We start from the raw sequence: 26813 nt of genomic DNA, 5'->3' as shown, positions 1-26813 counted from the left end.
ATCTTTCCCTAATAGTAAAATGATCCCAGTGAAATCATTTTACTGGGATCATTCCATCATTTTTAGCCTTCTTTGATCATTTCATCATATTGCTCTGAAGTCATAAGCTTGTCCAGATCAGCTGAATCAGAAACTTCAACTGTAATCATCCATGCTTTTTCATACGGAGATTCGTTAACAAACTCTGGGCTGTCAGTTAATTCTTCGTTTATTTCCACTACTTTTCCACTTACTGGAGCATATAGCTCTGATACCGTTTTTACTGATTCTACACTTCCGAATGGCTCGTCTGCTGTGATCTCGTCACCTACTTCAGGTAATTCAACAAAAACGATGTCGCCTAGTTCTGATTGAGCAAAATCCGTAATTCCAATACGAACTTTCTCCCCTTCATCTTTTACCCATTCATGTTCCTCTGAATAACGTAGTTCTTTCGGTGTACTCATTCCAATCCCTCCATAGCTTATGTTCAAATTTATATTGACATATTTCTACTTTAAAAAGCAAGAAAACATTATCATTTATTCCAAGTTTCTTCAAAGTGTTCTTCTTTAAATCCAACCGTAACATGTGTACCATCTGTTGTAACTGGCCGTTTAATTAACATCCCATCTGATGAAAGAATTTCTAATAGCTCCTCATCAGAAGCACTGTTCACTTTATCTTTAAGACCTAGTTCGCGATATTTTTTTCCACTTGTATTGAAAAACTTTTTTAATGGCAATCCACTTTTCTCATAAAGACTTTTTAGTTCTTCCTTAGACGGTGGATTCTCCACGATATGTACTTCATTAAACTCTTTCCCTTGATTCTCAAGCCAGGCTTTAGCTTTTCTGCATGTTCCACACTTTGGGTATGAGTAAAACGTCAATGTCAATGCCTTCACCACCTTTCATGTAACAAGCACTCTTTACTATATACATAATTCTACAAAACCCTTCAATATCCTTTATGTTGTATACTCTCATATTATATCCCTTCTTGCCGAATTCCTCCAATGAATCTAATAAAAAAACGCCAGCAGATTCTATTTCTACATGGCGCTTCTATTTTTCCTTAAAATCATATTCCAAAAATGCTATTTCCTGAGGCTTGCTTTGGTATTTTAACTCGTTCCTATAGATCCTCATGAAAATCAATCCCATTTAAACCAACAATCGAATAGGGTTTCCAGAGGGATCTTCCGTAGTAAACTCCCCATTTTCATCTCTCACTGGAGCTCCTATATTTTTTAATTGCATAACGATATTCTTTCTATCCTCTTCCGTAGGGAAAACGAGTGAAAACCATTTCAACCCTACACTGTTTTCAGCAGGTGATTTAGCTCCTACTCCATTCCATGTATTTAGACCAATATGATGATGGTATCCACCGGTAGATAGGAAGAGAGCCTGTGAACCGTATCGCGTAACTAGTTCAAACCCTAACCCTTTAAGATAAAATTCTTCTGTTTTTTCTAATTCTGATACATGTAAATGAATATGACCCATTAAGGCTGCTTTCGGTAGACCCATCCATTGCTCCCCATTTGCTTCTTTAAGAAGGTTTTCTGCATTCAACGGTTCTGTAGCCATTACTACTTGCCCTTCCCTCCAACTCCATGCAGAAGATGGGCGATCAGCATATATTTCAATGCCATTTCCATCAGGATCATCTAAATAAAGTGCTTCACTAACTAAGTGATCCGATGCTCCTAACCGAATGTTCATTTTAATAAAATGCTGTAATGCTCTGGCTAAATCAGCACGAGTTGGTAAAAGCAAGGCAAAGTGATATAAACCGGTTGTACGCGGTTCTTTCACCTTCACATTGTCAGGTTGCTCAATTGATAATAAAGGCGTTTTCCCATCTGCTGTTAAAATAGCTTTTCTCTCTGAGCTCTCGAGAATTTGAAAACCAATAACCTCCTCATAGAAGGAGAGAGAACGCTCTAAATTTTCAACTTTCAATTCTACCTGACTAACAAAAGTACATGGTTTTTGGTGAAATTTCATTTTCATCCCTCCAATTGGTTATCTCGTTTTGATTGAAAAATGACATTATCTAATGCAAACGCAGAACGATTCGTTAAAGCTAGGTAAGCTGAGATAGCTAATAATGCAAGGTCAAGTTCAAATCCAGCCATTTGACCATTACCTAAAAATCCTCCAGCTAATTTCACTTTAAAAATGGCTCCAATCATAATCAAAGCCAATAAAACGGAAATGACTCTCGTACCAATTCCTAGTATTAGTGCAATTCCGCCAATCAACTCAATTCCAGCTACTACATAAGCAGAAAAGCCTGGAAGACCTATGCTTTCAAAAAAGCCAACTGTATTTTCAATACCATCCTGAAACTTCGCTAACCCATGAATGAAAAATGTAAAACCTAGTAGTATTCTTAAGATAAAAGCCCCTATCTCGTATTTTCTTAACATTTCCTAAACACTCCTTAAAAATATAAATAAAACGATATCGGTTACTTTATGTAACCTATTATATTTTTACAACTAAATAATGTCAAGTAAATAATTAATTGAAAGTAAATTTATTATTTATCTATATTAGGTTATAATACCTATATAGGAGTGATGAAATATGAATAAATCATTGATTTGTCCTAGATTCGAAAAAGCTATAAGTATATTAAGCCAGCGCTGGACTGGATTAATTATTTATCAATTGCTTGCCGGTCCTCAAAGAAACTGCACGATTAAATCTGCAACAGGAATTAGTGGAAGACTTCTTTCCGAGAGACTAAAGGAACTTGAGGATGAAGGGATTGTTAGAAGAGAGGTCTATCCAGAGACTCCTGTACGAATAGAATACTCTTTAACTGAAAAGGGTCTTTCACTTGAACCTATAATGAAAGAAATAGAAAAATGGTCTCAGGAGTGGCTTCCACAGGAGAATACAAAATAGGAATAAAGAGGCTGTCTGATAAGTCAATATTTTTACGATTAGCGAGATCATTTTTATTTTAGAAATAGGATCATTAATGTTTCCATATTTTCTGGATTTCTCTCTATTTGGATAGCCCATTTTCCTACTACGCTACATGAAAAAGAATTACCCTGATCGATAATTTGAGGTAAAATTGTCATTAATTCTTTGTTTTCCTTTTAGAATTCATACGGTTACTCATTCCAGTTCAGTCCATGCATAAGGAGAAACATTATCTTCCTTGACTTGAATGTCGAAATGCACATCTTTTTGATTTCATGCACGTAATCGATTAGTCAATGCACATGAATCTAATTTTGCGCACGAAAATCCAAGAGAAATGCACGAGATTTCAAATTTATGCACATTTTCATATATAGTGGAACAAATTAATCTGATATTACTAATAAAAACAAAGGACTGTCCTAAAACCAATGAGTCTGGAACCATAACTTTAAGATAGAAACCTTAGGAGGGTCTTCTATCTGTGATGGTTTCAGTTCTCTTTTTAGACAGCCTTTTTTTATGACATTCAACTTGTCTGAAATTAGCCTAATAAAAAGAGACCGCCATAAAGGACAGTCTCGAGTCTCATTAAACTGTGTAACGCTCAACATCTACGAGCTTTTCTGATGCTTTCCGTTTTGCAGCTATAACGTTAATCGGAGTATGTCGTGTGAATTTACGAAGAGCCGATAACATCATCCGTAATGAATCTCCTGTTTCCACGGCAACAAGTGTTTCTTTTGCATGCTGTTCAATCTCATTAAAAGCTTCCTGGCAGAAGATTTGGGTATAGAGAAGCTTCTGGCTTGCTTTTTCTTCTCCATTTTTATTGATTGCCTTCTCAGTGCGAAGAACGGCTGACTCCATTGCATATGCATTAGAAACGATATCCGCAATATTCACTAGAATTTCTTGCTCTTTTTCTAATGCTTTCCCATATTTCTGAGCCGCTAGACCGGCAAGCATTAATCCAATTTTCTTCGCGTTTTTCACAAGGTACTTTACTTGAGCGAGCGGTTCGTCACCTACTTCTTCTGGCATTAGCATCATCAATTCCTCTTGAAGTGCTTGAGCCTTTTGAAGAAGTGGGAGCTCCCCTTTCATTGCTTTTCGAAGATAGGTTCCCGGAACCAATAATCGGTTGATTTCGTTCGTTCCTTCAAAGATCCGGTTAATTCGTGAATCACGGTACATTCTCTCAATTTCATATTCTTGCATAAATCCATATCCACCATGCAATTGTACACCTTCATCGACTACATAATCTAATACCTCAGTCGCGAAGAATTTGTTTAAAGAGCATTCGATGGCGTATTCAGCTATTGATTTTGCAACTTCTGTTCCATTTTTAACCTCATCATCCGTTAGTTGGCTCATACGGTCTTCGAATAATCCTACTGTTCGATAAACAGAGCTTTCTGCTGCATACAGCTTTGAAGCCATGGTGGATAGCTTTTCTTTTGTTAAATTAAAGGATGAAATTGGGGTTTTAAATTGTTGACGCTGGTTTGTGTATTGAGCCGTTACTTCAAATGCTCGCTTACTTGCTCCAACTGCGCCTACTCCAAGTTTATAACGGCCGATGTTTAAAATATTGAATGCAATGATATGACCTTTTCCGGCTTGCCCTAAAAGGTTTTCAACTGGAATTTCAGCATCCTCTAATATGAGTGTTCGTGTAGAAGAGCTTTTGATTCCCATTTTCTTTTCCTCTGGGCCGGTAGATACTCCTTTGAAGTCTCTTTCCACGATGAAGGTAGAGAAATGTTCTCCATCGATTTTGGCATATACTACAAATACGTCTGCAAATCCCGCATTTGTAATCCATTGTTTTTCCCCGTTAAGGATATAATGTGTCCCTGCTTCATTAAGCTTTGCTGTCGTTTTGGCACCGAGGGCATCGGAACCCGATCCAGGCTCTGTTAAGGCATAGGCAGCAAGCTTTTCACCAGTTGAAAGTGGAGGTAAATACTTTTGCTTTTGTTCTTCATTTCCAAATAATACAATTGGTAGTGACCCAATTCCTACATGAGCACCATGTGAGATCGAGAACCCTCCAGCACGGGACATTTTCTCGGCAATTAAAGCTGAACTGACTTTATCCAGACCTAACCCGCCATACTCTTCTGGAACATCTGCTCCAAGCAATCCTAACTCTCCAGCTTCTTTTAATAGTCTTACAGAATGTTCAAATTCATGATTTTCTAATTTCTCCACAACAGGAAGGACTTCATTTAATACATAATCCTCAGTGGTTTTCGCAATCATTTTTTGTTCGTCGGTGTAATCTTCTGGAGTAAACATTTTCTCATATGAAACATCTTCAATTAAAAAACTACCGCCTTTAATCAACTTATCTGTTTGATTTGGCATTTTAATTCCCCCTAATCGCATAATTAAGACTGTTCTCGCAGTCTTTCATTAAATAGCCGATTTCAATAATTATTTTAGGCTCTTTTCGTAATGATTATTGTTATTTAACAAGCAGTTTGATACACTTCGCACACCTTAGGGTGATCCGTGAGCATCCACGCTTAAGCCACTGTACCCGCAGGAGTCTAGTGAATTCAGGCTGATCAATGATTCAAAAATATTTCCGACTTATCTCAGGCAGCAACAAACGGTTAGAAAACAGCCTTGTAGTAAAAGGGAAAGAGTTATTCATTTCCCTTTTACTACTTAGAGAGCCAAATATCTCTGTTATTAACTAATTAATTCAAAGACTCCTGCCGCTCCCATGCCACCGCCAATACACATGGTGACAACACCAAACTGTTCGTTTCGTCGTTTCATTTCATGAAGAAGTGTGAGTGTTAATTTTGCTCCCGAACAACCTAATGGATGACCAAGAGCGATCGCTCCACCATTAACATTCACTTTATCTTCATCTAATCCTAATTTTCGAATGACCTGAATGGATTGAGAAGCAAACGCCTCATTAAGCTCAAATAAGCCGATATCAGAAAGCTCAAGTCCTGCCATTTTTAACGCCTTAGGTATGGCTTCAATCGGGCCGATTCCCATTACTTCTGGAGGAACCCCTGCTACCGCAAAGGAACGGAATTTAGCCATTGGCTGCAACCCAAGTGAGCCAGCTTTCTCACGATCCATCACCATAACTGCTGCAGCACCATCGCTTGTTTGTGAGGAATTTCCGGCTGTTACGGAACCTTTTACATTAAATACAGGTCGTAATTTAGATAGAACATCTACATTCGTATCGGGCCTTACCCCTTCATCCTGTGAAAATGTAAGGTTTTTCGTGACTAGTTTGTATTCATCGTTAACGGATCGTTGTACAACATCAACAGGGACAATTTCATCAACAAATTTGCCCTCCTGTATCGCTTTTGCTGCTCTTTGGTGACTTCTCACAGCAAACGCATCTTGGTCCTCCCTTGATACTTCAAATCTCTGTGCAACCTGTTCAGCAGTATGCCCCATGCTCATATAATATTCTGGAGCCGTCTCCGCTAATTTTGCATTTGGTCTTACGACATGCCCCATCATTGGTACTAAGCTCATTGATTCTGCTCCACCTGCAATCGCCGTATCTGAATGACCAATCATGATTTTCTCAGCTGCATAAGCAATGGATTGCAGACCTGAAGAACAATATCGGTTAATGGTTATAGCCGGAACACTATCTGGAAGCCCTGCCAGCCCCCCAATGTTTCTTGCCATATTCAATCCTTGCTCTGCTTCTGGCATTGCACAGCCCATAATTAAATCATCTATGTTTCCTTCATAGTTTCCCGCACGCTTCAAAGTTTCTTTTACAACTATTGCTCCGAGATCATCAGGTCTTACATGGGCTAGAGTTCCTTTTTTTGCTCTTCCAACTGGAGTTCTCGCACCAGCAACAATGACTGCTTCACGCATCATTTTTCCCCTCTTTCCTATCGTAAATTTCCATTAATTACGGAGTGGCTTTCCTTTAAGAAGCATATGCTGCATACGTTGTTGTGATTTAGGCTGAGCGATTAAACTGAGGAACGCTTCTCTCTCTAAATCTAGTAAATACTGTTCATCTACCTCTGTTCCGTATGGCACTTTACCACCGGCTATGACGTATGCTAATTTTTTCGCTATCATTAAATCATGGTCAGAAATGAACCCTGATTGATACATAGATTGAGCACCAAGTAAAAGAGTGGCATATCCCGTTTCCCCTACAACTGGTACTTTCTTACGCAATGGTGCCTGATAGCCTCTTTCACTTAATGACAATACGACTTGCTTGGCATCATATATAAGGTGATCCCCGTTCACACTCACCCCATCTGCAGCATGAAGGAAGTTATTTTCTCTCGCCTCTTCACCCGAAGTAGAAACCTTGGCCATAGCAATCGTTTCAAATACTTTATTGGCGACTTTTTGGAGGTCAAACTCTACTTCATTAGGGAAACTATTCAAATACTTCAAATATAGCTCTTTATTTCCGCCACCGCCTGGGATAAGACCTACTCCTACTTCCACAAGTCCCATATAGGTTTCCATTGAAGCTTGAATATGAGCGGTTGGTAGACAAACTTCAGATCCGCCACCTAGTGTCATGCCAAATGGAGCTGAGACTACAGGCTTGTTGGAATATTTGATTTTCATCATCGCTTGTTGGAAATGACGAACTACCATATCAATTTCAAACACATTATCATCTTGCGCTTCCATTAGCATCATTGCTAAGTTGGCACCAACACAGAAGTTCTTTCCTTGATTACCAATGACAAGTCCTTTATAATTTTTCTCTACTTCATCAATGGAAAAATTGATCATTTGAACAATATCTAGACCGATCGAATTATTCGGTGAATGGAATTCTAATAAGGCAACCCCATCCCCAATATCAATAAAGCTGGCACCGCTATTCTTTTTAATCACTTTTCCTTGCTTTTTCAGGAGCCTTAAATCAATATTCTTAGGATTTCTTTCGATCAGTCTGTATTCACCTTTATGGTAGAAAAACTGTTCGCCATTTTCTTCTTTGTAGAAAGTAGAATTTCCTGAGTTAACCATTTCAGTAATCCAAGCCGGAACCACTTTTCCCTCTTTTTGAAGCTTATTCAATGACTTTTCTAAGCCAATGGCATCCCATGTTTCAAATGGACCCATTTCCCAGCCAAAGCCCCATTTCATCGCTTTGTCGATAGACTCAATATCATCCGCAATATTTCCGAGCAATTCAGCAGAGTAAATCAGAACAGGAGAAAGGATGTTCCAAAGGAGGGAACCTGCTTTATCATCAGCAAAAACAAGCGCTTTCATTTTATTCGCTAATCCTTTTTCTTGCTTACTCAATTCCGTGCTAGCTGTTTTTAATTTTTTCCGAGTTTCATATTCTAGCGTTTCAGTGTTTAATTCAAGAATCTCTTTTCCTTGTTTCAAGAAAAATCCTTGCCCGCTTTTGCTTCCTAGCCATCCGTTATCCAGCATCTTTTTCATAAATGGAGGGATATCAAATACTTCCTTTTCTTTCCCTTCGACTTGCTCATATACATTTTTGGCGACATGGGCAAATGTGTCTAAACCAACAACATCCAATGTTCTGAATGTGGCACTCTTCGGACGTCCAATCATTGGACCAGTAATGGAGTCTACTTCACCGACACTAAACCCGCTTTTAAGCATTTCTTGAACAGTGATAAGCAAACCATACGTTCCAATTCGATTCGCGATAAAGTTTGGAGTGTCCTTAGCAATTACTACACCTTTTCCAAGTACATCCTCTCCAAAGGTCTTCATAAACCGAACGACTTCAGGGTCTGTTTTACCTGTGGGAATGACTTCTAATAGCTTTAAGTATCTAGGAGGATTAAAGAAATGGGTTCCAAGAAAATGTTTTTGAAAATCTTCTGATCTCCCTTCAGACATCGCTTCCACGGAAATACCCGATGTATTTGAGCTAATAATACTTCCTTCTTTACGATACTTTTCAACTTGTTCAAAAACCTTCTTTTTAATGTCGAGATTTTCGACTACGACCTCGATCACCCAATCACAATCTTTAATTTTTCCCATATCGTCTTCAAAGTTACCCGCAGATAATAATGATAAATTCTTCTTAGAAGTAAGAGGGGCAGGCTTTTGTTTTAATAGCTTTTTAAGAGCATTTTCACTAATTCGATTACGAACCGTCTTATCTTCTAATGACAGACCCTTGGCTTTTTCACCATCTGTAAGGTCTCTAGGAACAATATCTAACAATATGGTCGGAATCCCGATATTGGCAAGATGAGCGGCTATTCCCGATCCCATCACACCAGAACCTAATACAGCTGCTTTTTGAATTCTACGTCCCAATTTGTGATCCTCCTTTAAATCTTGAATGAATACTCATTCATTTTCTAACCAAAAAAATAGCGAATGAGTTCTGCTACTTTTAATATAAAGGAAATTCAAAGAAATCGCAATATTTTAAAGTTTAAAAATGATAAATTTTCAAAAAATATAGACTAAAGATGATTTCAAGCTAATTGGATAAAGGAAAAAAATCAGGAAACGTTAAGAATGGAGGTGAGCGCTCATGGCGAAAAGGAAAAAGAACCCTTCTAAGGCAGGAGTCAGTGCAGCAAGTATAAAAGGCGATGCTGGCCCAACGGTTGAACATGACGGTGGGGGGAAAGTAAACAGTCAAAACAATCAATATAAAAAGGAATAAGAAGCGGCAGCCCTTGGGGAAAGGATGAAAGGCTAAGTTCGCCACGTCCTGTGGCAACGCCTTTCTGACCTACTCCCTGTTGGCTTATGTCTCGAGGAAGTAGGCGCTGGTACTGGACACGAGAAAAGCGGAGCGCCTTGAACAGATATAAAAGAGTCACTTAGTCCTTATCTACGTGACTCGTCTTATGTCTAGAGGAGTTAAGCATATCAGTTAGACATGACAAAAGCGGAAACGCCTTGGATAGGTTGATAAAATGAGACGAGTGCCATATTCCTTTTTAGATGGCCATTTTGGCTTTTACGGATTTTCACGGCCTCATTCAGCTCTTGTGAGGTCATGTTCCGCTCAATTTCACGGTCTCATTCGACTCTGTTGATTCCTTATTTTTATCGAATTAATTATTGAATTCTAAAATTCACTTCACTCTATAGTCACTCGGTGGTACAGGCCACTGTAGCAATGACTTTCTGACTCAAATTTTACTAGACACCGATAGAAGTAATATCCTTTCCGTCAAAAAATTGCCCACAATCAAAAAATTGAAACCACCTAAAGCGCTTTCAAATCCTTCAAAGGCAACCCAATCAATTATTTTGAAACCACTCCTTTTACAACAAAAGCAATGTTCGCTGGTCTTTCTGCAAGTCTTCTCATAAAATAACCATACCAATCTGTACCGTAGGGAACGTAAACACGCATTTTATATCCTTCTTTGTACAATTCAAGCTGTCTTTCTTCACGAATTCCATAAAGCATTTGAAACTCAAATTGATCAAATGGTATATTGTGCTCTTCTACTAGCTGTTTTGTATATTCAATCATCTCATCATCATGTGTAGCCACTGCAGTATAATTCCCATTAAGGAGATGCATTTTAATAATTTTTTTAAAATTATCATCAACGTCTTTCTTTATTGGGAAAGCCACTTCTGGTGATTCTTTATAAGCACCTTTTACTAGTCGTAAGTTTGGTGAATATTGATTTAATTCTTCCATATCCTTTTCAGTACGATAAAGATAAGCTTGAATAACTGTACCTAAATTATCATACTCGGATTTTAATTTTTTAAATATTTCTATCGTTTTGCCACACCTCGAATAATCTTCCATATCAATCGTTACGAAAACATCATTCTTTTTAGCAGCTTCCAAAATTTTTTTCATATTTTTCATTACGATTTCTTCAGATAGGTCAAGGCCCATTGAGGTCATTTTTAACGAGAGCTGGGAATTAATTCTTTCCCGCCCAATTGCCTCTACGGCCAAAACACAATGATCTGCCATCTCATTTGCTTCTTTTTCGTTATCAACAAATTCACCTAAATAGTCAATTGTGACTACTAATCCTTTATTATTTAATTCTTTTATTACATTAACTGCTTGTTTAATAGACTCACCTGCAACGAAACGTGCAGCACCAAAACGTAATCCATACCTTTTAGCAAGCTTTGTTAAAGCTCGATTTTTGGATAAAAATAAAAAGAAATTACGTAGTAGTTTTTCCAAGGTTGCATTCCTCCTGATCGTTCTAAATGAGAGCGCTTCCTATTATGAAAAAAAAGAAAATTCCTACTTTTTTCACACTCTTATTTTATCACCTTTAACCTTTTTTGAATATAGTTAAACATTGTCTCATCATGAATCGGAAATTTGTCAGAATAGGTATAGCCTGTGATTAATAAGGAAAAATACAAAGGAAAAAAGGAGGGATTAGTTATGCAACAACAGCCACAAGGAAGTACACAGCAAGGGTATATGGAGCAGCCCCCACATGTATTAACATCGAAGGATTTATTATATTTAAATGATATGCTTGCTTGGAATTTATTAGCTATGAAGAAAGCACACTTTTCTGCCACACATTGTCAAGACCCTGAGCTAAAAGCAGAAATCGAAAGATGCGGCCAAATGCACCAACGACATTATGAACAGATATTAGCTCATTTAAATCCACAACACTACAATCAGACTACACCATAAGAGGAGGTCAAAAAATGCAGCCTAATCAGAACCAGTCAAAAATCCAAAATCCGAAAGTTCAGACTCCGCAAACACCTCAAATGAATGAGCGTGATTTTGTAAATGATGTACTTTCAATGGAAAAGTATATGTCTGACGCCTATTGTACTGCTCTTAATGAAGCTAGTCATCAAGCATTGTACCAGGATTTGTTGACCATTTTTAACGAAACCCAAAACGCTCAAAGAGAAATGTATAACGCCATGTTTAGAAAAGGTTGGTATAAACTAGAAGCAGCAGACCAACAACAAATGCAACAATCCTATCAACAGCACCAACAATATGCATCACAGTTCCCATATCAAAATCTTCATTAATATAAGAAACAATCAAATCTGCAACCATTGTCAAGATAATGGAAATGAAAAATAAAGCTGTCCCAACGTATGGAATCCGGAACCACATTGTCCAAAAACATCTTCTGGTTCCGGATTCCATATGGGACAGCCCTGTTTTTATTTCTATACTACATATGAGCTTCTGCCTCAATTTGATTAGAACGATCGTTATAAGATTCCATCTCGATATCGTTCGTTACTTTACTTGTAATAATTCCTGAAGTCATAGCTCCGCTTACATTTACTGCTGTTCGACCCATATCAATCAGTGGCTCTATTGATATTAATAGACCTGCTAAGCCTACAGGTAAATTCAATGCTGAAAGTACAAGTAATGCGGCAAATGTTGCTCCACCACCAACTCCGGCTACCCCGAATGAACTGATGGCTACGATAGCTACAACAGATGCAAGGAAAGATGGAGATAGGGGATCAATCCCTACTGTTGGAGCAATCATAATCGCAAGCATTGCTGGGTAAATTCCAGCACAACCATTCTGACCAATTGATAACCCGAATGATCCTGCAAAGTTTGCAATACCATCCGAAACACCTAAACTTTTTTGAGTTTTAATGTTTAAAGGGAGTGCACCTGCACTCGATCTTGCTGTAAAGGCAAATGTTAGCACTGGGAATGCCTTTTTCATATAAGTGACAGGATTTAAACCTGTTAATGTTAATAATAGTAAATGAATAATGAACATAGCCAGTAATGCTACATAGGACGCGATCACAAATTTCCCCAGACTCATAATGGCACCAATATCACTTGTTGCAACCGTTTTAGCCATGATTGCTAATACACCATACGGAGTTAAACGTAGAATAAGAGTTACAACACGCATAACAATGGCATAAATGGCCTCAATTAGTTTGGAAAACAATTCAGCTTGTTCAGGCTGCTTACGTTTTACTCCAAGATATGCCATTCCTATAAAAGCAGCGAAAATAACGACTGCAATCGTCGAAGTCGGTCTAGCTCCAGTTAAATCAAGAAATGGATTTGCTGGCAATAATTCAATGATTTGCTGAGGCATTGTTTTGCCTTCCAATCCACTTTGTCGCTCCTCTAACTGTGATGCTCGCTCGAGCTCCGCATCACCTTGTTCAATTTGAACGGCTTCGAGATCAAATGCGAAGGAAGTAGTCATTCCGACAACAGCTGCAATAGCAGTTGTTCCAAGTAAAATCCCAATGATGAGAACACTAATTTTCCCTATATTGGAAGTAAGCTTTAAACGGGTGAAAGCAGTCAATATCGATATAAAAACTAACGGCATAACCACCATTTGTAATAGCTTCACATAACCATTTCCGACAATATTAAACCATTCTGTTGTCGCCATAACGATTTCAGAATCTGCTCCCCCATAAGCAAACTGCAGGATAAAACCTAAAATAATTCCGACACCTAATGCTGTAAATACACGCTTGGAAAATGACACATGTTTCTTTTGCATAATAAATAAGCCAATAATGACAAGAAGCAATAAAGCAATGTTCAGGATGACAAAAGTTGTTGTCATTATGTCCCCTCCTTTATTCATAAATATACTTAAAAAAGATAATACAGTAATTCCTATAAGTCAAGTAGGAATTACTGTATTATCTAAATCTTAAATGAAAGAAATGACTCTGTGGCTAGATAAACTTAAAAAGGATCTTCTTGTGAATTTTGTTGTTTTTTACTAGTTGATGGCTATATAAATAATGCAATTGGCAAATCTCCAATTGCTTCTATATCCGACCTCTCACTTCTAACATCATGCACACAAAGCGTTGTAGAAATTTTGCTGTTCTAAAAAGGTAACAAAATTCGCGAAAACATCCTTAAAAAAGACAGGCTTCGCATGGAGCGAAGTCTGTCCGATTTAAAATCCAGCCTCTAGGCTAGGAATCTTTTCTTTGTTCATTTAATGTTTTAATTTCTTGAACGAGTTTTTTCATCTCTTCCTTGCCTTCAGGGTATAAAGAGTTCCAGTGTTTAGCCAAGGGCGGCATGGATTTCGCGATATAAGAATAAAGGACATATTTCGTGACTTTCTCTTTCATTTCAGAAGAAGTTTCCCCAATTAGCAGCTCTGTATATTTTTCTATGAGAGCATCAAACTTTTCGTTAAAGTCATTCATATGATTGGCTCCTTTCTAGTTCTTATATTACATGTCTGTGGACACGAATTGCAACGCAACCTCTCTCCTTCTGCTAATTCATAGGAAAAGCAACACGTTTTTCTCACTCTGACCTTTTCCTCAATCCCATCTACGTGGACTTTTTCAGTATAGTATCTTTTGAGAGGGTTTTTATGATATTCCCCAAACAGGCAAGCCTCTGTCTCCTCTAATAATAAAGCAAAATCCTTCTCTGCTTGCTGATCTATTCCTACTAATGAAGGATGATCTTTTACTATTTCATAAAGCCAATAAATATAAACCGCAACATTTTCCCACATGATCAAGCTAGATAGCTTTGTAACTTTTCTAACACTAGTCATAATAAGGTTTAAGTGATCCTTAAATAAATGGGAAATATACTCTTTCCTTTGTACCCTATCCGTACTTATTTTTGTAACGGAAGAATCCTTCAAATAAAATCCTGGCATCCACAATCCATTTTTTTCATCGTCAATGATAAAAACATTATCAGGGGAGAGATCAAATCGTTTGCCGAGCATAGACATACTAAATAAGCCAATCACTGAAAGAAACGCATATCTTTTCATGAAAAGAGAACCAGTAACAATAGGATCGTGACTTCCCATCTGATCGTAATGTTCTGATAAGAAAGAATCCATCTTTTCTGTTTCTATCAAATCCTTAACAAGGAACATACGATTGCTTGTTACCTTTTGGATGTCAGTAACAAATCGTAAGTTTTCAAGCCACTTCAATTCCTCACTTGTCAGAAGGATCTGGCTCATACGGATTGGGCAACCTCTTGCATGATACATCTTCCTCTCCCATGGGGGATACATAATGGTGTCCCGAAAAGTGGATCACTTGTAACCTGGCAATTCATATCAAAAACGTTTTTTACTAGCTCACAACTTATCACTTTTTCTGGCTTTCCTTGAGCATAGATTTGCTGATTTTTGATGGCTACAATATTATGAGCATACCGGCATGCAAGATTTAAATCATGAAGAACCATGACAATTGTTCTCTCTTCTTTTTCATTAAGCTCAAAAAGCAAATCAAGAATTTCGATTTGATGGGTCATATCCAAATAGGTCGTTGGTTCATCAAGTAAAATAATATCCGTATCTTGAGCAAGAGTTAACGCAATCCATGCTCGCTGCCTTTGACCTCCTGATAGTTCATCAACCTTACGATCTTGGAAATCCTCCATCTTAGTCGCTTTTAGCGCATTCTGGACAATCTCCTCATCTTTCTGGGACCACTGCTTAAGCCAGGTTTGATGTGGATATCTCCCTTGTTTTACAAGCTGAAGAACGGTTAATCCTTCAGGAGCAGAAGGTGATTGTGGAAGAATGGCCATTTTACGAGCTACTTCTTTTGTAGACAATTTTGAAATAGCACTTCCATCCAACATCACTGTTCCCGTTTTTGGTTTAAGTAATCTTGCCATAGAACGAAGAAGGGTAGATTTCCCACATCCGTTCCCACCAATAAACACGGTTATCTCGCCTTTTGGAATCTCTATATCAAGCTCTTTAATGATGATTGAATCTCCGTAGCCAAGTGTTAATGCGTCTGTTTTTAATAGTTCGGACATTTTGATCCACTCCTTCTTTCCATAGGGTTATGCATTCTTCGTTTTGAATAGTAAGTATATAAAATAAGGGGCTCCAATCGCTGCAGTAAAGACTCCAGCCGGGACTTCTAAAGGTAAAAATAACGTTCTTCCAATTAAATCAGCTAACATAACAAGGGATCCGCCAAGTAATGCAGCTGTAGGTAATAATGCACCGAAAGACGATCCTACTAATCTCCTTGCCATATGTGGTGCCATTAAACCAACAAAACCAATTCCACCTGCAAAAGCAACGGCTCCCCCAACTAAAGCAGTTGATAAAAGCAGTAATAGGAAGCGTTGTTTCTGAACATTTCCCCCGACACTTGTAGCAATTTCATCTCCAAGCTCTTGAATATTGACATTTCTCGCAAGGAAAAATGCCAAAGCCGTGAGGACCAGAATCCAAGGTAACATCACATAAACATCCGTCCAGTTTGAAGCATTCACTGTTCCCGTAATCCAAATATTCGCCTGACTTGCCCGATAGATCGGTCCTAGTATCATTAACATTGTTGTCGTTGCTTGCATTAAAGCGGTTATTCCAATTCCTATTAAAACGAGTCGAATAGGTGATACCCCGTTTCGCCACGCCAACAAATAAACGAGAAATGCGATAACGGTAGCACCCAAAAAGGCTGCCATTGGAAGCCAATGTATACTCACTGTTAGGGTATTATCTTCATCACTAAAGAGGGTTAAAAATCCAACAACCGCTGCTCCGGCTCCACCAGTAATTCCAATAATATCTGGTGATGCGAGCGGATTTCGTATCATCCCTTGAAGAATACCTCCAGCAACCGCTAAAGCCATACCCGCTAAAAGTGCGATAATGATTCTCGGTAAGCGGAAGGATTGAACGACAAGCTGCTCGAGCTCAGTCCCTCCACCGAAGAACACGGAAGCAACCGTCCACGGTTTCATGTTCATATCTCCAAGACCTGTACTTATAATAAACACTAACATTGTGAAAATGGCTAAAATAAGAATCTTTTTAACAGCCGTTAAATCCATTAAGAACGAGATTCGTTCACCGAGCCATCTTTTTGATGAAAATCTGTTCATTGGTTAAAACCCCCTTCTTGCGATGTAAATAAAGAACGGAGCACCAATGGCAGCTGTCATCACTCCTACCGGAACTTCCTGAGGCATAATAATATACCTTGCTCCAATATCTGCTGCTAATAAAAGAATCGCTCCTAATAGACCTGTATAGGGAATTAACCAGCGATGGTCGATGCCAATAATCTTTTTTGCTATATGTGGGATCACAATTCCAATAAAGCCAATTGGTCCAGCAATCGCCACTGACCCACCTGCTAATAGCACGACAATAGATAGTGCAAGGAATTTAATCAGACCTGTTTTTAATCCTAGTCCCTTTGCTACATCCTCACCCATGGCAATCACGTTCATTTTATTAGCAATGACAAGCGCAAGAATCCATCCAAATAATATATATGGAAAAACGCTTCCCAATATTTCAAGATCTCTTCCTTGGACTGAACCAGCTAGCCAAAATAATACTTGTTCAAGTGCGGCTTCATTAAGAACTAGTAATCCTTGAGTAAAAGAGGCAAACAAAGCCGTGATGGCTGCCCCTGCTAAAGTCAATTTCATTGGGGTCAGACCTTCACGTCCAGCCGATCCGATAACGTACACTCCGACCGCAGCAATTCCTGCACCTAAAAAAGAAATCCAAGAAAATGCTTGCAGGTCTGCAACACCGAATAGCGTAACAGCTGCCACAACCATGAAACCTGCACCAGCATTAATACCAAAAATCCCTGGAGATGCCAGTGGGTTTTTCGTTAATGTTTGCATTAATAATCCTGCAATGGCCAACGATGAACCTACAACTGCAGCAATCAGAGCCCTTGGTAGTCTAATAGATTCAATAACAATATGTTCCTTACTATTATTTGAGGATATAAATGCCTCATAGGCGAGACTCCAAGAAGTATCTGTGTAACCGTATACAATGCTCATTCCAAGTAATAATCCTAAAATGAGAATCGTTCCTATAAATATTCCCGCTTGATAGCTTACTTTTCTCATTAAATTAATTTACCTTTCTAGTTCTTCATACTATTTAATTTTAGTGAATTTTGTACTATGCGTCAATGACTTTGAAAATCATTATCAATTATTTATTGACAATCGTTCACAATTCTTCTAATATAAATTTTGTGAAGCGCAAATGAAAATCATTATCAATAAAAATAGGGGGTACTACATATGCGTAATTTTAAATTTATCTTCTCTCTAGTTCTCATCTCCTCTCTTTTTCTACTTGCTGCTTGTGGCAACAATGACACAAAAGAGGAAAGCAATGATAACGGTGATAAGAAAGAAAAAGAATCCTATACAATTAAACATGCTATGGGCGAAACGGAAATTAAAGGGACTCCAGAGCGTGTGGTTATTTTAACAAATGAAGGAACAGAAGCTTTACTTTCAATGGGAGTTACACCTGTGGGAGCCGTACAATCTTGGACTGGTGATCCTTGGTATGATCATATCGCTGAGAAAATGGATGGCGTTGAAGTAGTCGGTACAGAAAGTGAATTAAACATAGAAGCGATTGCAAAGCTTAAGCCAGATCTTATTATTGGAAACAAAATGCGTCAAGAAGAACAATACGAAAAATTAAAAGCAATTGCTCCAACCGTTTTCTCTGAAACGTTACGTGGAGATTGGCAAGAAAACTTTGATCTATACTCAAAAGCACTTAATAAAGAAGAAATAGGGAAAGAAGTGATTGCAGAGTATACTCAAAGAATTGAAGATTTAAAATCAAAACTAGGTGACAAACTTAATCAAAATATATCCATGGTTCGTTTTATGGCGGGAGAAGCTCGTATCTACCATAAAGATTCCTTCTCAGGTGTAATCCTGGAACAATTAGGATTTGCTCGTCCAGAAGGTCAAGAAGTAAATGACCTTGCTGAAATGGGTGTTACGGAAGAAAGAATTCCGGAAATGGATGGAGACGTATTATTCTACTTTACTTATGAAACAGGTGATGGTGAAGGAAATGCGATGGCAGAAAAATTCCTTAATCATCCTTTATTCAAAAAGTTAGAGGCTTCTAAAAATGGTAAAGTACACGAAGTAAGTGATACGACTTGGAATACTGCTGGTGGAGTTCTTGCAGCAAACGAGATGTTAGATGATATCGAGAAATTTTTTCTTGAAAAAGAATAACATAACAAAATTTTCAGACTGATCCTATTGGGTCAGTCTTTTTCATTGCCTATTTTATAAACCTGCCGCTGCTAACAATTAACATTTAGTCAAACCCTCATTTTCCACTCATTATTTCTCTTCCACTCTCTCCATTTTTTTCATAAATCTAATCTTTTCGGAAACACTACAGGAAGAAGCTATTAGGGATTTGGAGGAAAAACCATGTTTTCATTCTTTAAAAATAAGGATAAACAAAATGAAAAAGAGAAGAAAACGTTGGAAAGTGTTGAAAGAGAAGCAAAAAAGTCTTCTGATTTCCAAACCATTTATTATACCAATGCTGAAACAGGTGTACGATTTCATCTCCAATTTATGACATCGATTATTGATGAAAATATCATTCAACAACATGTACTCCCTTCCCTATTAAGTAAAGACTTTAACTCTCTTGATGATATAAAAAGAATCGTACCATTAGCGGATATCCAAGTGTCAGAGGACGAATCGGTAATAGAACAAAAAATGTTCAATGGGTATGTCTTATTAAAAATCGAGTCAGAAAAAAAGAGTTTTGCCTTTATAGCAGCCCAAAAACAAGTTGGACGAAGTGTTACCACACCTGAAGTTGAATTTAGCGTTGTCGGTCCTAAAGAGGCGTTTGTAGAATCAATTGATCAAAACATTAACATGATTAGGAAAAGAATCCCTATTAAAGAGTTGATAACAGAAGAATTTCAAATTGGAAAATTAACACATACAAAAGTGGTTCTTCTATATATTGACGGATTAACAAATGATGAGAATGTCAATACCACCAGACAACGTTTAAAAGCGATTGACTTTGATCAGATTAACGATACTTCCTTTATCGAACAATTAATTGCCGATAATTCCAATTCTCCGTTTCCACAGCTTTTAGATACCGAAAGACCCGATCGAGTCACTTCAGTACTAGTGGAAGGTAAAATCGTGATACTTGCTGATGGATCACCACATGCCCTTATAGGACCAACCACATTAGTAGAATTCTTTAATGCGTACGAAGATTATTTTCTTAATTTCATTATCGCATCATTCTTTCGTCTTGTCCGTTTATTTGCCGTTGCGTTTTCGATCCTGATTACACCCATATATGTCGCAGCTTTAACATACCATTATGAACTAATTCCAAAAGACTTAATGGCGACATTAGTTACATCTAGACAAGAAATACCTCTTCCACCCATTCTAGAAGCATTGTTTCTAGAATTAACAATTGAATTATTGCGAGAAGCAGGGGCTAGACTCCCAACCAAGGTCGGTCAGACAATCGGTATCGTGGGGGGGATTGTTATTGGAACTGCTTCTGTTGAGGCAGGCCTAACGAGTAATGTCCTCCTTATTCTTGTTGCCTTAGCTGCACTGGCTTCCTTTACAACACCTGTTTATAAGATTGGTAATACCATTCGTCTACTACGATTTCCATTTTTATTATTTGCACAATTATGGGGGCTTGTTGGGATCGTCTTTTGCTTTTGTTTATTAATGACACACCTTTTACAGTTGACATCTTTAGGACGACCCTTTTTACAACCAATATATCCTCCACGGTTAAATGATCTGAAGGATGCTCTTATTCGCTTTCCATTTAGCAGGCATAATAAACGTCCACAATATTTACGGACAGACAAATTGTTTCGTTTCCAAAAGAAAGAAGGGCAACGTAAGCTTGATATCGACGAATAGACAACGGAGGTTATATTTATGCTATCCATTCCTGAAAATAGAAAAATATCACCTTTTCTTGTCTTCTTTTTAATTCATTCCGTCCAAGTAGGGGTAGGAGTATTAGGGTATCAGCGAGTCATTGCAATGAGTGCAGGCTATGATTCATGGATGTCTGTCATTCTTGCCGGTGGTTTAACCCATGTCGGCATGTTCCTTATTTATAAGGTAGTTCAGAATAGTGAGGGGGATATCATTTCTGCTCATTACATCGCTTTCGGAAAATGGATAGGGAATATTTTCAATGTTATTTTCATCTTTTATTTCTGCTTACTAACTGTGACAACTGTTCGTACGTATATTGAAGTCCTCCAGGTTTGGATGTACCCCAAGCTTAGCACTTGGGCATTTGCCCTCTGTTTTTTAATCCTTGTCTACTACATTGTAAATGGAGGAATTCGAACGGTTACCGGAGTAGCATTCTTTGGCATTATTTTACCTAGTTATTTGCTATTAACCTTTGTGTTTACATTTAAATACTCCGACTTTCGAAATCTTCTCCCCATTTTCGATCATAGCTTAATGGACTTTCTTCAATCTGCTAGAGATATGTCCTTAACCTATCTTGGCTATGAAGTCCTACTCGTCATTTACCCTTTTATAAATAAAGGGAGGAAATCTCAAAAGTGGGCGCATTGGGCACTATTAACGACTACATCTTTATATACCCTTTTGGCAATCATTACGTTTTCATTTTTTAGCGAAAAACAACTGGCGAAAACCGTATGGGCTACATTATCCATGTGGAAGATTGTAGAGATGCCTTTTATTGAACGTTTTGAGTATATCGGAATTGCAAATTGGTGCTTAATTATTCTACCAAATGCATGTATTGCTTTGTGGTGTGCAAGTCGTATCTTGAAAAGAATGACACCTTTCCGTCAACGACATTCATTAATTGTTTTAATGATCCTTTGTGTTCTTGGCACAAGTTTGTTATTTGATCGTCAACAAATTAACTTAATTAATGATATTTCCTCAAAAATGGGGTTTTATATTAATTACATTTATATTCCGATTCTGTTATCTATTCTCCTAATTATGAAGAAGGTGAGAAAAAAGCAATGAAACGATGGGCAATCATCCTCATACTGACACCAATTTTATTGAACGGTTGTGTCCAGAGGGAAATATTAGATGATCTGAATATAGAAACAGCACTAGGGTATGATCTTGTTGATGAGAACACGATTGAAGGAACTGGATTATTTGCACGTTATCTTAGTGACAAAACAACTGAAAACGTAACGATCTCCGCTTCAGCCGGGTCGACAAGAGAAATCTTTGGCAAGCTTGAACAAAGATCACAACAACCTCTTGTTAGAGGGGGATTAGAAGCAGTGCTAGTGGGAGAATCACTTGCTCATAAAGGAGTTATTAACATAGGGGATTCTCTTCAAAGAGATCCAAGTGTTGGTTCAAGAGTATATATTGCAGTTGTTAAAGGGAGTTCAAAGGAGCTATTAAATGGAGAATATGGACATCGAGGAAATGCTATTTTCATTTCAAACTTGCTAGAGCATAATATACGTAAAAGAGACGTCCCTGAAACAAACCTACATTTGTTTCTATTTAATCATTTCCAGGAAGGACAGACAGCCTATCTTCCTATGATTCGTCAATTGGATGAAAAGAATATGGAAATAGCTGGCGTCGCTTTATTCGATAAAGATAAAGTGGTGGCTGAAATACCCTCAGAGGATATGTTTTATTTCAAACTATTAGTTGATAAATACAGTGAAGGAAGTCATATTGTCAAATTAAATAAAAAAGGGAAAAGTACCATTGGTAAAAAAATTGAGGCAACTATAAATAGTTTAGACTCAAAAAATAATATCGTTATAAAAAATAATGGACTACCTCCAAAAATGGAGATTAAAGTAAAAATAAAAGGGATAATAAAAGAATATACTGGTGAAAAACTTTCTCCAAAGATAATAACAACGATTGAAAAGAAAATGGTAAAAGACATTGAAAAACACGGGAACAAAATGATAAATATGTTTAAAGAAAAAAAAATTGATCCACTCGGTATTGGTCAGCACTTAAAGCATGAAGTTCGTGGTTTTGATTTCAAAAAATGGGAAGCTTCTTACCCGCAGGCAGATATTAAAGTGAAAGCAGATGTAAAAATTGTCGAATCCGGAACTGTAGAATAGGGACTTAATTCTATTCTATAAAAAATTGTCAACTCTTTTTGTAATGATTGATGTTTATTACAAATAGAAGTTCTTCTAGATTAAGCAATTGGCAAATCACCAATTGCTTCTTAGTTCGACCTCTCTCTTCTGACATCAAATACACTAGACGTTACAGGAACATGGAGGCAACAAAGTTTGCGAATACAGTCAAGATTTCAAACGTTCCTTTTCTGTTTGAATCGTTTTATTTTCACAAATATTTTGTATCCTTTATAATGGAGGTAATAGGAGGTAGAACAACATGCAATCTATACAAAACCAAGAAGCTTTCGAGGAATTGATTGCCGGGTCCAGTCCTGTGATCATTAAATTCTTTGCAAACTGGTGTCCAGACTGTAGGAGAATGGATATGTTTATTGATGAGATCATGGACCAATTCAATCAATATAAGTGGTATGAATTAAATCGTGACGAATTTCCAGAAATCGCTGAAACGTATGAAGTCATGGGAATACCTAGTCTACTCATTTTTAAAGATGGAGAAAAGGTGGCTCATCTTCATAGTGCAAATGCTAAAACTCCAGAACAAGTAACCGAGTTCTTAGAAAATAATCAATAAGCAATAGGGAGTCATCAAGTGGACTCCCTATTGCTATGTTCACCTCAGGCGCCTGTGTCCCGAGAGAAAACAGCAATTAATACACATTCCCTTTTCCATCTACGTAAATACTTTCTACAATGGTCCTTTCAAAATGATTTCCCTTAGCTGTCTTTCCCTCAATATCCGTCGTAATATTATAGATTCCTTCACCTAATTGAGGAAGTTTAAGTTTATCCTTATGGGTAAATTTCAGTTTTTTCTCTTTTGCTTTTCCATTTTTGTAATAATGGATCGTCGTGGTTGTTTTAAAATCTTTTACTTTTGTCCCCATTTTTTTGACTTCCATTGCCGTTTTTTTACTAGATAATCCTAGCTTCACTTGTTCATTCAATGGACTTTCAAATGAGACATTAACTAAGTAATTACTTTCTTTTGTGTTAGATGAAGTAATGGTCCATTTTCCTGGCTTTGGATCTTTGACACTTACGGAATGTTGTTCAGAATCAGGGAAAAATTCTGAATGTCCATTGGTTTGTTTAAACTGATGCTGTTTATTTGATGGGCCTGTGAGCACAATAGAATCAAGGAGCTGGTCACTCATCCAATCAATTTGGATTTCAGTGACGTCTTCCTCTACATAAAAACTTTCAGATTGCCCCCCCTCAAATTGTCCTCCCCTTATGAAGCTCGAGGCAGCATGTCGTTCTTGCTCATACTGGTTTGCGATAAACGCTTTTTGGATTTGACCACTCTCCGTTAAATAAGGGGCAAACAGTTGAAAGGTCTTGCTTCCTTCCTTAATCGCATAATGATTCCAACTTCCTACACTTATTTCCTGAGCATATGGAAGCCGGGAGCTTTGGACAGTTACAGCTCCATCATTTGAACCGAATTGGCGTAAATAAAGCCCGCCCCAATATAGGGAACTTCCAAAGCTCCCCCAGCTTGTGCCTCCCAGTGTATAGATATCGTTTTTCCTAACATTCGTATGGTCGTCTGTCAATTCTCGAAAATAATTCATGTAACCAGTTTGTAGTGAGTACGTTGCATCATTTTTTGATCCTAATATATCGGCAAGCCATCCTGCCCAGCTACTATAAGCTAAGTCTGCTAATTGTGACCCATAATGTGGACTTGACAAGGTGATGATGTTTTCGACATAAGGGTATGCTCCATAGTGTACAAGCGCTGATTGAGTATCAATCCCCCCTTTACTATGAGCGACCACAATCACCTTCTCACCAAAATGATGATAGATATCGATAATTTTCTGTGCTAACAGCTCCCCGTTATCCCACATATTCTTTGTCGGATAGAGGTCAATAAATGCCGTTTTATAGCCATTTGTGAATGCCGTATTGTACATGTCGTTTTCATTCCACCATGTTGCAGATGAGCTATTTAATCCATGAACAAAAAGAATGGGATATTTCTCATCATCAACTGTCGTCGGCACATCTCCTAAGTACCATTCTCCAGGATTTCCGGAAGGATCATCCTTTCCAAATGAACCCGCCTGAGCCTGATAAGGGATCATTAATAACGCAACCATTACCATCCACCATACCTTTCTCATTCTCTCTCTCCTTTATAAATTATTTTCGAAAAGTTTAACAGAGCAACTCTTCCCTATTTATATCGGAATAAAAATAGGAAATAGAACACCTAAAGTGAGAGATAGGATAAAGGACTGAGAACTAATTATTCACTGGATCTCCGATAAAGACTAAAGATTTAAACCAATTAAAGAGAATAGGCTTTTCATCCTTTTTTTATTGAGAAAGATAGGTGTGATTACTGCTATTCTTTCGGTGCTTTAGATACAAACTTTCTCAATATACACAGAGGAATATCTATGCTACGGTAAAATTGATTCAAAATTCTGAATAAAGGAGTTTGTTTACCAGATGAAAAAATCAAAAAAAATTCTTGGGATCTTAATCCTCTCTACTGCCATTATTTTCCCTTCCCTTTCTTACGATGCAACTGCGGTACAAAAATCTGAAAAAAATAAACCAGAAACATTCCGTGTGTTAATTCAATCGTCAAAAGCTTCTCATTTGCAAGAATCCAAACAAAAATTTGGAGTAAGGTGGCAATTTAATGGCAATGAGTTTACGACAAACGTTAACGAGATACAATATGAAGCACTCCAGAACAACAAAAACTTAAAGGTTGAAAAAGTGAACCAAGTGTCCATCGACTTCCTTGGAAATTCAACACAAGCTACTTTAACTGACCAGACTCCTTGGGGAATTGAAGCAATCTACAATAACCCGTCGCTAACAGAAACAACTGGTGGTGAAAACATTCGTGTCGCTGTCCTAGATACAGGGACGAACAAGAATCACTCTGATCTAGAAAACCAAGTCGAACAATGCAAGGATTTTTCAAGCTTCTTCTTTAAAATCATAAATAATTCCTGTGCTGATCGTAATGGTCATGGAACCCATGTAGCCGGAACTGTCCTTGCCGATGGAGGTGATAATGGACAAGGAATTTACGGTGTCGCACCAGATTCTAAGCTATGGACTTACAAAGTTCTTGGAGATTTAGGGTTTGGTTTTTCAGATGATATTGCCGGCGCCATTCGTCATGCAGCAGATGAAGGGAAACGATTAGGAGTAAAAGTGATCATTTCCATGTCGTTAGGCTCCACAGGAAAAGACGAATTGATTGCAGAAGCGGTTTCCTATGCTAATTCAAAAGGGACTTTAGTCATTGCGGCAGCAGGAAATGAAGGACCAAATGAAAATACGATCGGATACCCAGGTGCTCTTAAGGATGCAGTAGCTGTAGCGGCTTTAGAAGATGTTCAAGAAAATAGAACCTATCGAGTAGCGAACTTTTCTTCTCGAGGGAACCCTGCTTCTGATGGTGATTATGTCATAGTGGAACAAGATGTAGAAGTTTCTGCTCCAGGTCGGGATATTTTATCTACTTGGTATGATGGTTCATACAACACCATTAGCGGGACATCAATGGCTACACCGCATGTCTCCGGTCTTGCGGCAAAAATTTGGAGCGAGAACCCTGGTTTTTCAAATGCAGACCTAAGATCTGAACTTCAGAATCGGGCGAAAACCCATGACATTAAGGGTGGTCTTCATGCAACTGATGGAGATGACATCGCTTCAGGCTTTGGGTTTCCACAAGTAAGATAATTGAAATGAATAATGTTTGAAAGGACTGCCAAACTATCCTTATCAACTAAAAAGGAGAATGACTAATGACAAAAAGGGAAAACAAAGGCAGTCAGAATCAAAATTCACCACAGCGGGGACACTTCCAAGAAGAGTTTGGGAAAGAATTTATCAGTGGTGATAATAGTAAGGGAAATAAGCACAACAAAGATCAGCGAGATAAATCGGATCGATAAGAAAAGCGGAGGCGCTTCATACAGTCACTAAAGCTGACAA

26 protein-coding genes are annotated in these 26813 nt (G+C 37.9%); 11 read left to right on the top strand and 15 right to left on the bottom strand.

Features of this window, described 5'->3' with window-relative positions; genetic code table 11:
• Nucleotides 1-62 precede the first annotated feature (62 nt).
• From gcvH to JOC86_RS13225, 4 genes are all read right to left on the bottom strand, one after another.
• The gene (gene gcvH, locus JOC86_RS13240) at nt 63-446 is read right to left on the bottom strand and encodes a glycine cleavage system protein GcvH (RefSeq protein ID WP_205173283.1); all 384 of its coding nucleotides are present in this window, start codon (nt 444-446) and stop codon (nt 63-65) included.
• Nucleotides 447-517: 71 nt separating this feature from the next.
• Entirely contained in the window at nt 518-877 is a 360-nt protein-coding gene (locus JOC86_RS13235) for an arsenate reductase family protein (protein WP_205173282.1), read from the bottom strand.
• Nucleotides 878-1145: 268 nt separating this feature from the next.
• Nucleotides 1146-1994 carry a VOC family protein gene (locus tag JOC86_RS13230; RefSeq protein WP_205173281.1) on the bottom strand — a complete coding sequence of 283 codons (849 nt, stop codon included), beginning with the start codon at nt 1992-1994 and terminating at the stop codon, nt 1146-1148.
• 2 nt (nt 1995-1996) lie between these two features.
• Nucleotides 1997-2419, bottom strand: coding sequence for a DoxX family protein (locus tag JOC86_RS13225; protein WP_205173279.1), 423 nt, complete (start codon nt 2417-2419; stop codon nt 1997-1999).
• Nucleotides 2420-2579: 160 nt separating this feature from the next.
• Here JOC86_RS13225 and JOC86_RS13220 point away from each other — a divergent pair, with 160 nt between their 5' ends.
• Complete coding sequence (locus tag JOC86_RS13220; protein WP_205173277.1) at nt 2580-2903, top strand: winged helix-turn-helix transcriptional regulator; 324 nt, start codon at nt 2580-2582, stop codon at nt 2901-2903.
• A 615-nt stretch (nt 2904-3518) separates the two neighbouring features.
• Here JOC86_RS13220 and JOC86_RS13215 read toward each other — a convergent pair.
• The 3 genes from JOC86_RS13215 to JOC86_RS13205 all read right to left on the bottom strand — a co-directional run bounded on the left by JOC86_RS13215 (nt 3519) and on the right by JOC86_RS13205 (nt 9230).
• A complete protein-coding gene (locus JOC86_RS13215) occupies nt 3519-5303 on the bottom strand; it encodes an acyl-CoA dehydrogenase family protein (RefSeq protein WP_205173275.1) in 1785 nt (594 codons plus the stop codon).
• A 330-nt stretch (nt 5304-5633) separates the two neighbouring features.
• Nucleotides 5634-6812, bottom strand: coding sequence for an acetyl-CoA C-acetyltransferase (locus JOC86_RS13210; protein ID WP_205173273.1), 1179 nt, complete (start codon nt 6810-6812; stop codon nt 5634-5636).
• Between the two features lie 33 nt (nt 6813-6845).
• Nucleotides 6846-9230: a 3-hydroxyacyl-CoA dehydrogenase/enoyl-CoA hydratase family protein gene (locus tag JOC86_RS13205; protein WP_205173271.1), complete on the bottom strand. Its 2385-nt coding sequence runs from the start codon at nt 9228-9230 to the stop codon at nt 6846-6848.
• A gap of 223 nt (nt 9231-9453) precedes the next feature.
• Here JOC86_RS13205 and JOC86_RS13200 point away from each other — a divergent pair, with 223 nt between their 5' ends.
• The gene (locus JOC86_RS13200) at nt 9454-9588 is read left to right on the top strand and encodes a YuzL family protein (RefSeq protein WP_205173269.1); all 135 of its coding nucleotides are present in this window, start codon (nt 9454-9456) and stop codon (nt 9586-9588) included.
• 591 nt (nt 9589-10179) lie between these two features.
• On the opposite strand, the gene JOC86_RS13195 is transcribed toward JOC86_RS13200, so the two are convergent.
• Complete coding sequence (locus tag JOC86_RS13195; protein WP_205173268.1) at nt 10180-11097, bottom strand: proline dehydrogenase family protein; 918 nt, start codon at nt 11095-11097, stop codon at nt 10180-10182.
• A 210-nt stretch (nt 11098-11307) separates the two neighbouring features.
• On the opposite strand from JOC86_RS13195, the gene JOC86_RS13190 reads away from it, so the two are divergent.
• Nucleotides 11308-11571: a hypothetical protein gene (locus tag JOC86_RS13190; RefSeq protein WP_205173267.1), complete on the top strand. Its 264-nt coding sequence runs from the start codon at nt 11308-11310 to the stop codon at nt 11569-11571.
• Between the two features lie 14 nt (nt 11572-11585).
• The gene (locus JOC86_RS13185) at nt 11586-11927 is read left to right on the top strand and encodes a spore coat protein (protein ID WP_205173266.1); all 342 of its coding nucleotides are present in this window, start codon (nt 11586-11588) and stop codon (nt 11925-11927) included.
• A gap of 149 nt (nt 11928-12076) precedes the next feature.
• Here the strand turns inward: JOC86_RS13185 and JOC86_RS13180 are convergent, their stop codons facing one another.
• The 6 genes from JOC86_RS13180 to JOC86_RS13155 all read right to left on the bottom strand — a co-directional run bounded on the left by JOC86_RS13180 (nt 12077) and on the right by JOC86_RS13155 (nt 17757).
• Nucleotides 12077-13474 carry an L-cystine transporter gene (locus JOC86_RS13180; protein ID WP_205173265.1) on the bottom strand — a complete coding sequence of 466 codons (1398 nt, stop codon included), beginning with the start codon at nt 13472-13474 and terminating at the stop codon, nt 12077-12079.
• 364 nt (nt 13475-13838) lie between these two features.
• A complete protein-coding gene (locus JOC86_RS13175) occupies nt 13839-14078 on the bottom strand; it encodes a DUF2573 family protein (RefSeq protein ID WP_205173264.1) in 240 nt (79 codons plus the stop codon).
• Nucleotides 14075-14866 carry an IucA/IucC family C-terminal-domain containing protein gene (locus tag JOC86_RS13170; protein WP_205173263.1) on the bottom strand — a complete coding sequence of 264 codons (792 nt, stop codon included), beginning with the start codon at nt 14864-14866 and terminating at the stop codon, nt 14075-14077. Before JOC86_RS13170 ends, JOC86_RS13175 begins: the two co-directional genes overlap by 4 nt.
• A complete protein-coding gene (locus JOC86_RS13165; RefSeq protein ID WP_239587550.1) occupies nt 14863-15681 on the bottom strand; it encodes an ABC transporter ATP-binding protein in 819 nt (272 codons plus the stop codon). Before JOC86_RS13165 ends, JOC86_RS13170 begins: the two co-directional genes overlap by 4 nt.
• A 27-nt stretch (nt 15682-15708) precedes the next feature.
• Nucleotides 15709-16764: a FecCD family ABC transporter permease gene (locus JOC86_RS13160; protein ID WP_205173262.1), complete on the bottom strand. Its 1056-nt coding sequence runs from the start codon at nt 16762-16764 to the stop codon at nt 15709-15711.
• A gap of 3 nt (nt 16765-16767) precedes the next feature.
• Nucleotides 16768-17757, bottom strand: a complete 990-nt coding sequence (locus JOC86_RS13155) for a FecCD family ABC transporter permease (RefSeq protein WP_205173260.1) — start codon at nt 17755-17757, stop codon at nt 16768-16770.
• A gap of 180 nt (nt 17758-17937) precedes the next feature.
• Between JOC86_RS13155 and JOC86_RS13150 the strand changes: the two genes are divergently transcribed.
• The 5 genes from JOC86_RS13150 to JOC86_RS13130 all read left to right on the top strand — a co-directional run bounded on the left by JOC86_RS13150 (nt 17938) and on the right by JOC86_RS13130 (nt 23412).
• A complete protein-coding gene (locus JOC86_RS13150; protein ID WP_205173258.1) occupies nt 17938-18906 on the top strand; it encodes an ABC transporter substrate-binding protein in 969 nt (322 codons plus the stop codon).
• Nucleotides 18907-19110: 204 nt separating this feature from the next.
• The gene (locus tag JOC86_RS13145; protein ID WP_205173256.1) at nt 19111-20613 is read left to right on the top strand and encodes a spore germination protein; all 1503 of its coding nucleotides are present in this window, start codon (nt 19111-19113) and stop codon (nt 20611-20613) included.
• An 18-nt stretch (nt 20614-20631) separates the two neighbouring features.
• Nucleotides 20632-21720 carry a GerAB/ArcD/ProY family transporter gene (locus tag JOC86_RS13140; protein WP_205173254.1) on the top strand — a complete coding sequence of 363 codons (1089 nt, stop codon included), beginning with the start codon at nt 20632-20634 and terminating at the stop codon, nt 21718-21720.
• Nucleotides 21717-22811 carry a Ger(x)C family spore germination protein gene (locus tag JOC86_RS13135; RefSeq protein ID WP_205173252.1) on the top strand — a complete coding sequence of 365 codons (1095 nt, stop codon included), beginning with the start codon at nt 21717-21719 and terminating at the stop codon, nt 22809-22811. Before JOC86_RS13140 ends, JOC86_RS13135 begins: the two co-directional genes overlap by 4 nt.
• 283 nt (nt 22812-23094) lie before the next feature.
• Nucleotides 23095-23412 carry a thioredoxin family protein gene (locus JOC86_RS13130; RefSeq protein ID WP_205173250.1) on the top strand — a complete coding sequence of 106 codons (318 nt, stop codon included), beginning with the start codon at nt 23095-23097 and terminating at the stop codon, nt 23410-23412.
• A gap of 76 nt (nt 23413-23488) precedes the next feature.
• Here the strand turns inward: JOC86_RS13130 and JOC86_RS13125 are convergent, their stop codons facing one another.
• The gene (locus JOC86_RS13125; protein ID WP_205173248.1) at nt 23489-24970 is read right to left on the bottom strand and encodes an esterase/lipase family protein; all 1482 of its coding nucleotides are present in this window, start codon (nt 24968-24970) and stop codon (nt 23489-23491) included.
• A gap of 331 nt (nt 24971-25301) precedes the next feature.
• On the opposite strand from JOC86_RS13125, the gene JOC86_RS13120 reads away from it, so the two are divergent.
• On the top strand, nt 25302-26558 hold the full coding sequence (locus JOC86_RS13120) for a S8 family peptidase (protein WP_205173246.1): 1257 nt from the start codon (nt 25302-25304) through the stop codon (nt 26556-26558).
• 65 nt (nt 26559-26623) lie between these two features.
• A complete protein-coding gene (locus tag JOC86_RS13115; protein WP_205173244.1) occupies nt 26624-26773 on the top strand; it encodes a hypothetical protein in 150 nt (49 codons plus the stop codon).
• The last annotated feature ends 40 nt before the right edge of the window (nt 26774-26813 follow it).

The sequence above is a fragment of the Rossellomorea pakistanensis genome (assembly GCF_016908495.1).
Taxonomy (GTDB): domain Bacteria; phylum Bacillota; class Bacilli; order Bacillales; family Bacillaceae_B; genus Rossellomorea; species Rossellomorea pakistanensis.
Note: the sequence above shows the minus strand (reverse complement) of the source record. Positions and strands in the feature narration are given on the sequence as shown.

What these genes read in the sequence shown, in the direction of transcription:
- JOC86_RS13150 (WP_205173258.1), top strand. Translation starts at nt 17,938, where the DNA reads ATGCGTAATTTTAAATTTATCTTCTCTCTAGTTCTCATCTCCTCTCTT.
- JOC86_RS13115 (WP_205173244.1), top strand. Translation starts at nt 26,624, where the DNA reads ATGACAAAAAGGGAAAACAAAGGCAGTCAGAATCAAAATTCACCACAG.
- JOC86_RS13165 (WP_239587550.1), bottom strand. Translation starts at nt 15,681, where the DNA reads ATGTCCGAACTATTAAAAACAGACGCATTAACACTTGGCTACGGAGAT.
- JOC86_RS13140 (WP_205173254.1), top strand. Translation starts at nt 20,632, where the DNA reads ATGCTATCCATTCCTGAAAATAGAAAAATATCACCTTTTCTTGTCTTC.
- JOC86_RS13225 (WP_205173279.1), bottom strand. Translation starts at nt 2,419, where the DNA reads ATGTTAAGAAAATACGAGATAGGGGCTTTTATCTTAAGAATACTACTA.
- JOC86_RS13130 (WP_205173250.1), top strand. Translation starts at nt 23,095, where the DNA reads ATGCAATCTATACAAAACCAAGAAGCTTTCGAGGAATTGATTGCCGGG.
- JOC86_RS13210 (WP_205173273.1), bottom strand. Translation starts at nt 6,812, where the DNA reads ATGCGTGAAGCAGTCATTGTTGCTGGTGCGAGAACTCCAGTTGGAAGA.
- JOC86_RS13170 (WP_205173263.1), bottom strand. Translation starts at nt 14,866, where the DNA reads ATGAGCCAGATCCTTCTGACAAGTGAGGAATTGAAGTGGCTTGAAAAC.
- JOC86_RS13185 (WP_205173266.1), top strand. Translation starts at nt 11,586, where the DNA reads ATGCAGCCTAATCAGAACCAGTCAAAAATCCAAAATCCGAAAGTTCAG.
- JOC86_RS13125 (WP_205173248.1), bottom strand. Translation starts at nt 24,970, where the DNA reads ATGAGAAAGGTATGGTGGATGGTAATGGTTGCGTTATTAATGATCCCT.
- JOC86_RS13160 (WP_205173262.1), bottom strand. Translation starts at nt 16,764, where the DNA reads ATGAACAGATTTTCATCAAAAAGATGGCTCGGTGAACGAATCTCGTTC.
- gcvH (WP_205173283.1), bottom strand. Translation starts at nt 446, where the DNA reads ATGAGTACACCGAAAGAACTACGTTATTCAGAGGAACATGAATGGGTA.
- JOC86_RS13175 (WP_205173264.1), bottom strand. Translation starts at nt 14,078, where the DNA reads ATGAATGACTTTAACGAAAAGTTTGATGCTCTCATAGAAAAATATACA.
- JOC86_RS13180 (WP_205173265.1), bottom strand. Translation starts at nt 13,474, where the DNA reads ATGACAACAACTTTTGTCATCCTGAACATTGCTTTATTGCTTCTTGTC.
- JOC86_RS13145 (WP_205173256.1), top strand. Translation starts at nt 19,111, where the DNA reads ATGTTTTCATTCTTTAAAAATAAGGATAAACAAAATGAAAAAGAGAAG.
- JOC86_RS13135 (WP_205173252.1), top strand. Translation starts at nt 21,717, where the DNA reads ATGAAACGATGGGCAATCATCCTCATACTGACACCAATTTTATTGAAC.
- JOC86_RS13120 (WP_205173246.1), top strand. Translation starts at nt 25,302, where the DNA reads ATGAAAAAATCAAAAAAAATTCTTGGGATCTTAATCCTCTCTACTGCC.
- JOC86_RS13155 (WP_205173260.1), bottom strand. Translation starts at nt 17,757, where the DNA reads ATGAGAAAAGTAAGCTATCAAGCGGGAATATTTATAGGAACGATTCTC.
- JOC86_RS13220 (WP_205173277.1), top strand. Translation starts at nt 2,580, where the DNA reads ATGAATAAATCATTGATTTGTCCTAGATTCGAAAAAGCTATAAGTATA.
- JOC86_RS13200 (WP_205173269.1), top strand. Translation starts at nt 9,454, where the DNA reads ATGGCGAAAAGGAAAAAGAACCCTTCTAAGGCAGGAGTCAGTGCAGCA.
- JOC86_RS13230 (WP_205173281.1), bottom strand. Translation starts at nt 1,994, where the DNA reads ATGAAATTTCACCAAAAACCATGTACTTTTGTTAGTCAGGTAGAATTG.
- JOC86_RS13190 (WP_205173267.1), top strand. Translation starts at nt 11,308, where the DNA reads ATGCAACAACAGCCACAAGGAAGTACACAGCAAGGGTATATGGAGCAG.
- JOC86_RS13215 (WP_205173275.1), bottom strand. Translation starts at nt 5,303, where the DNA reads ATGCCAAATCAAACAGATAAGTTGATTAAAGGCGGTAGTTTTTTAATT.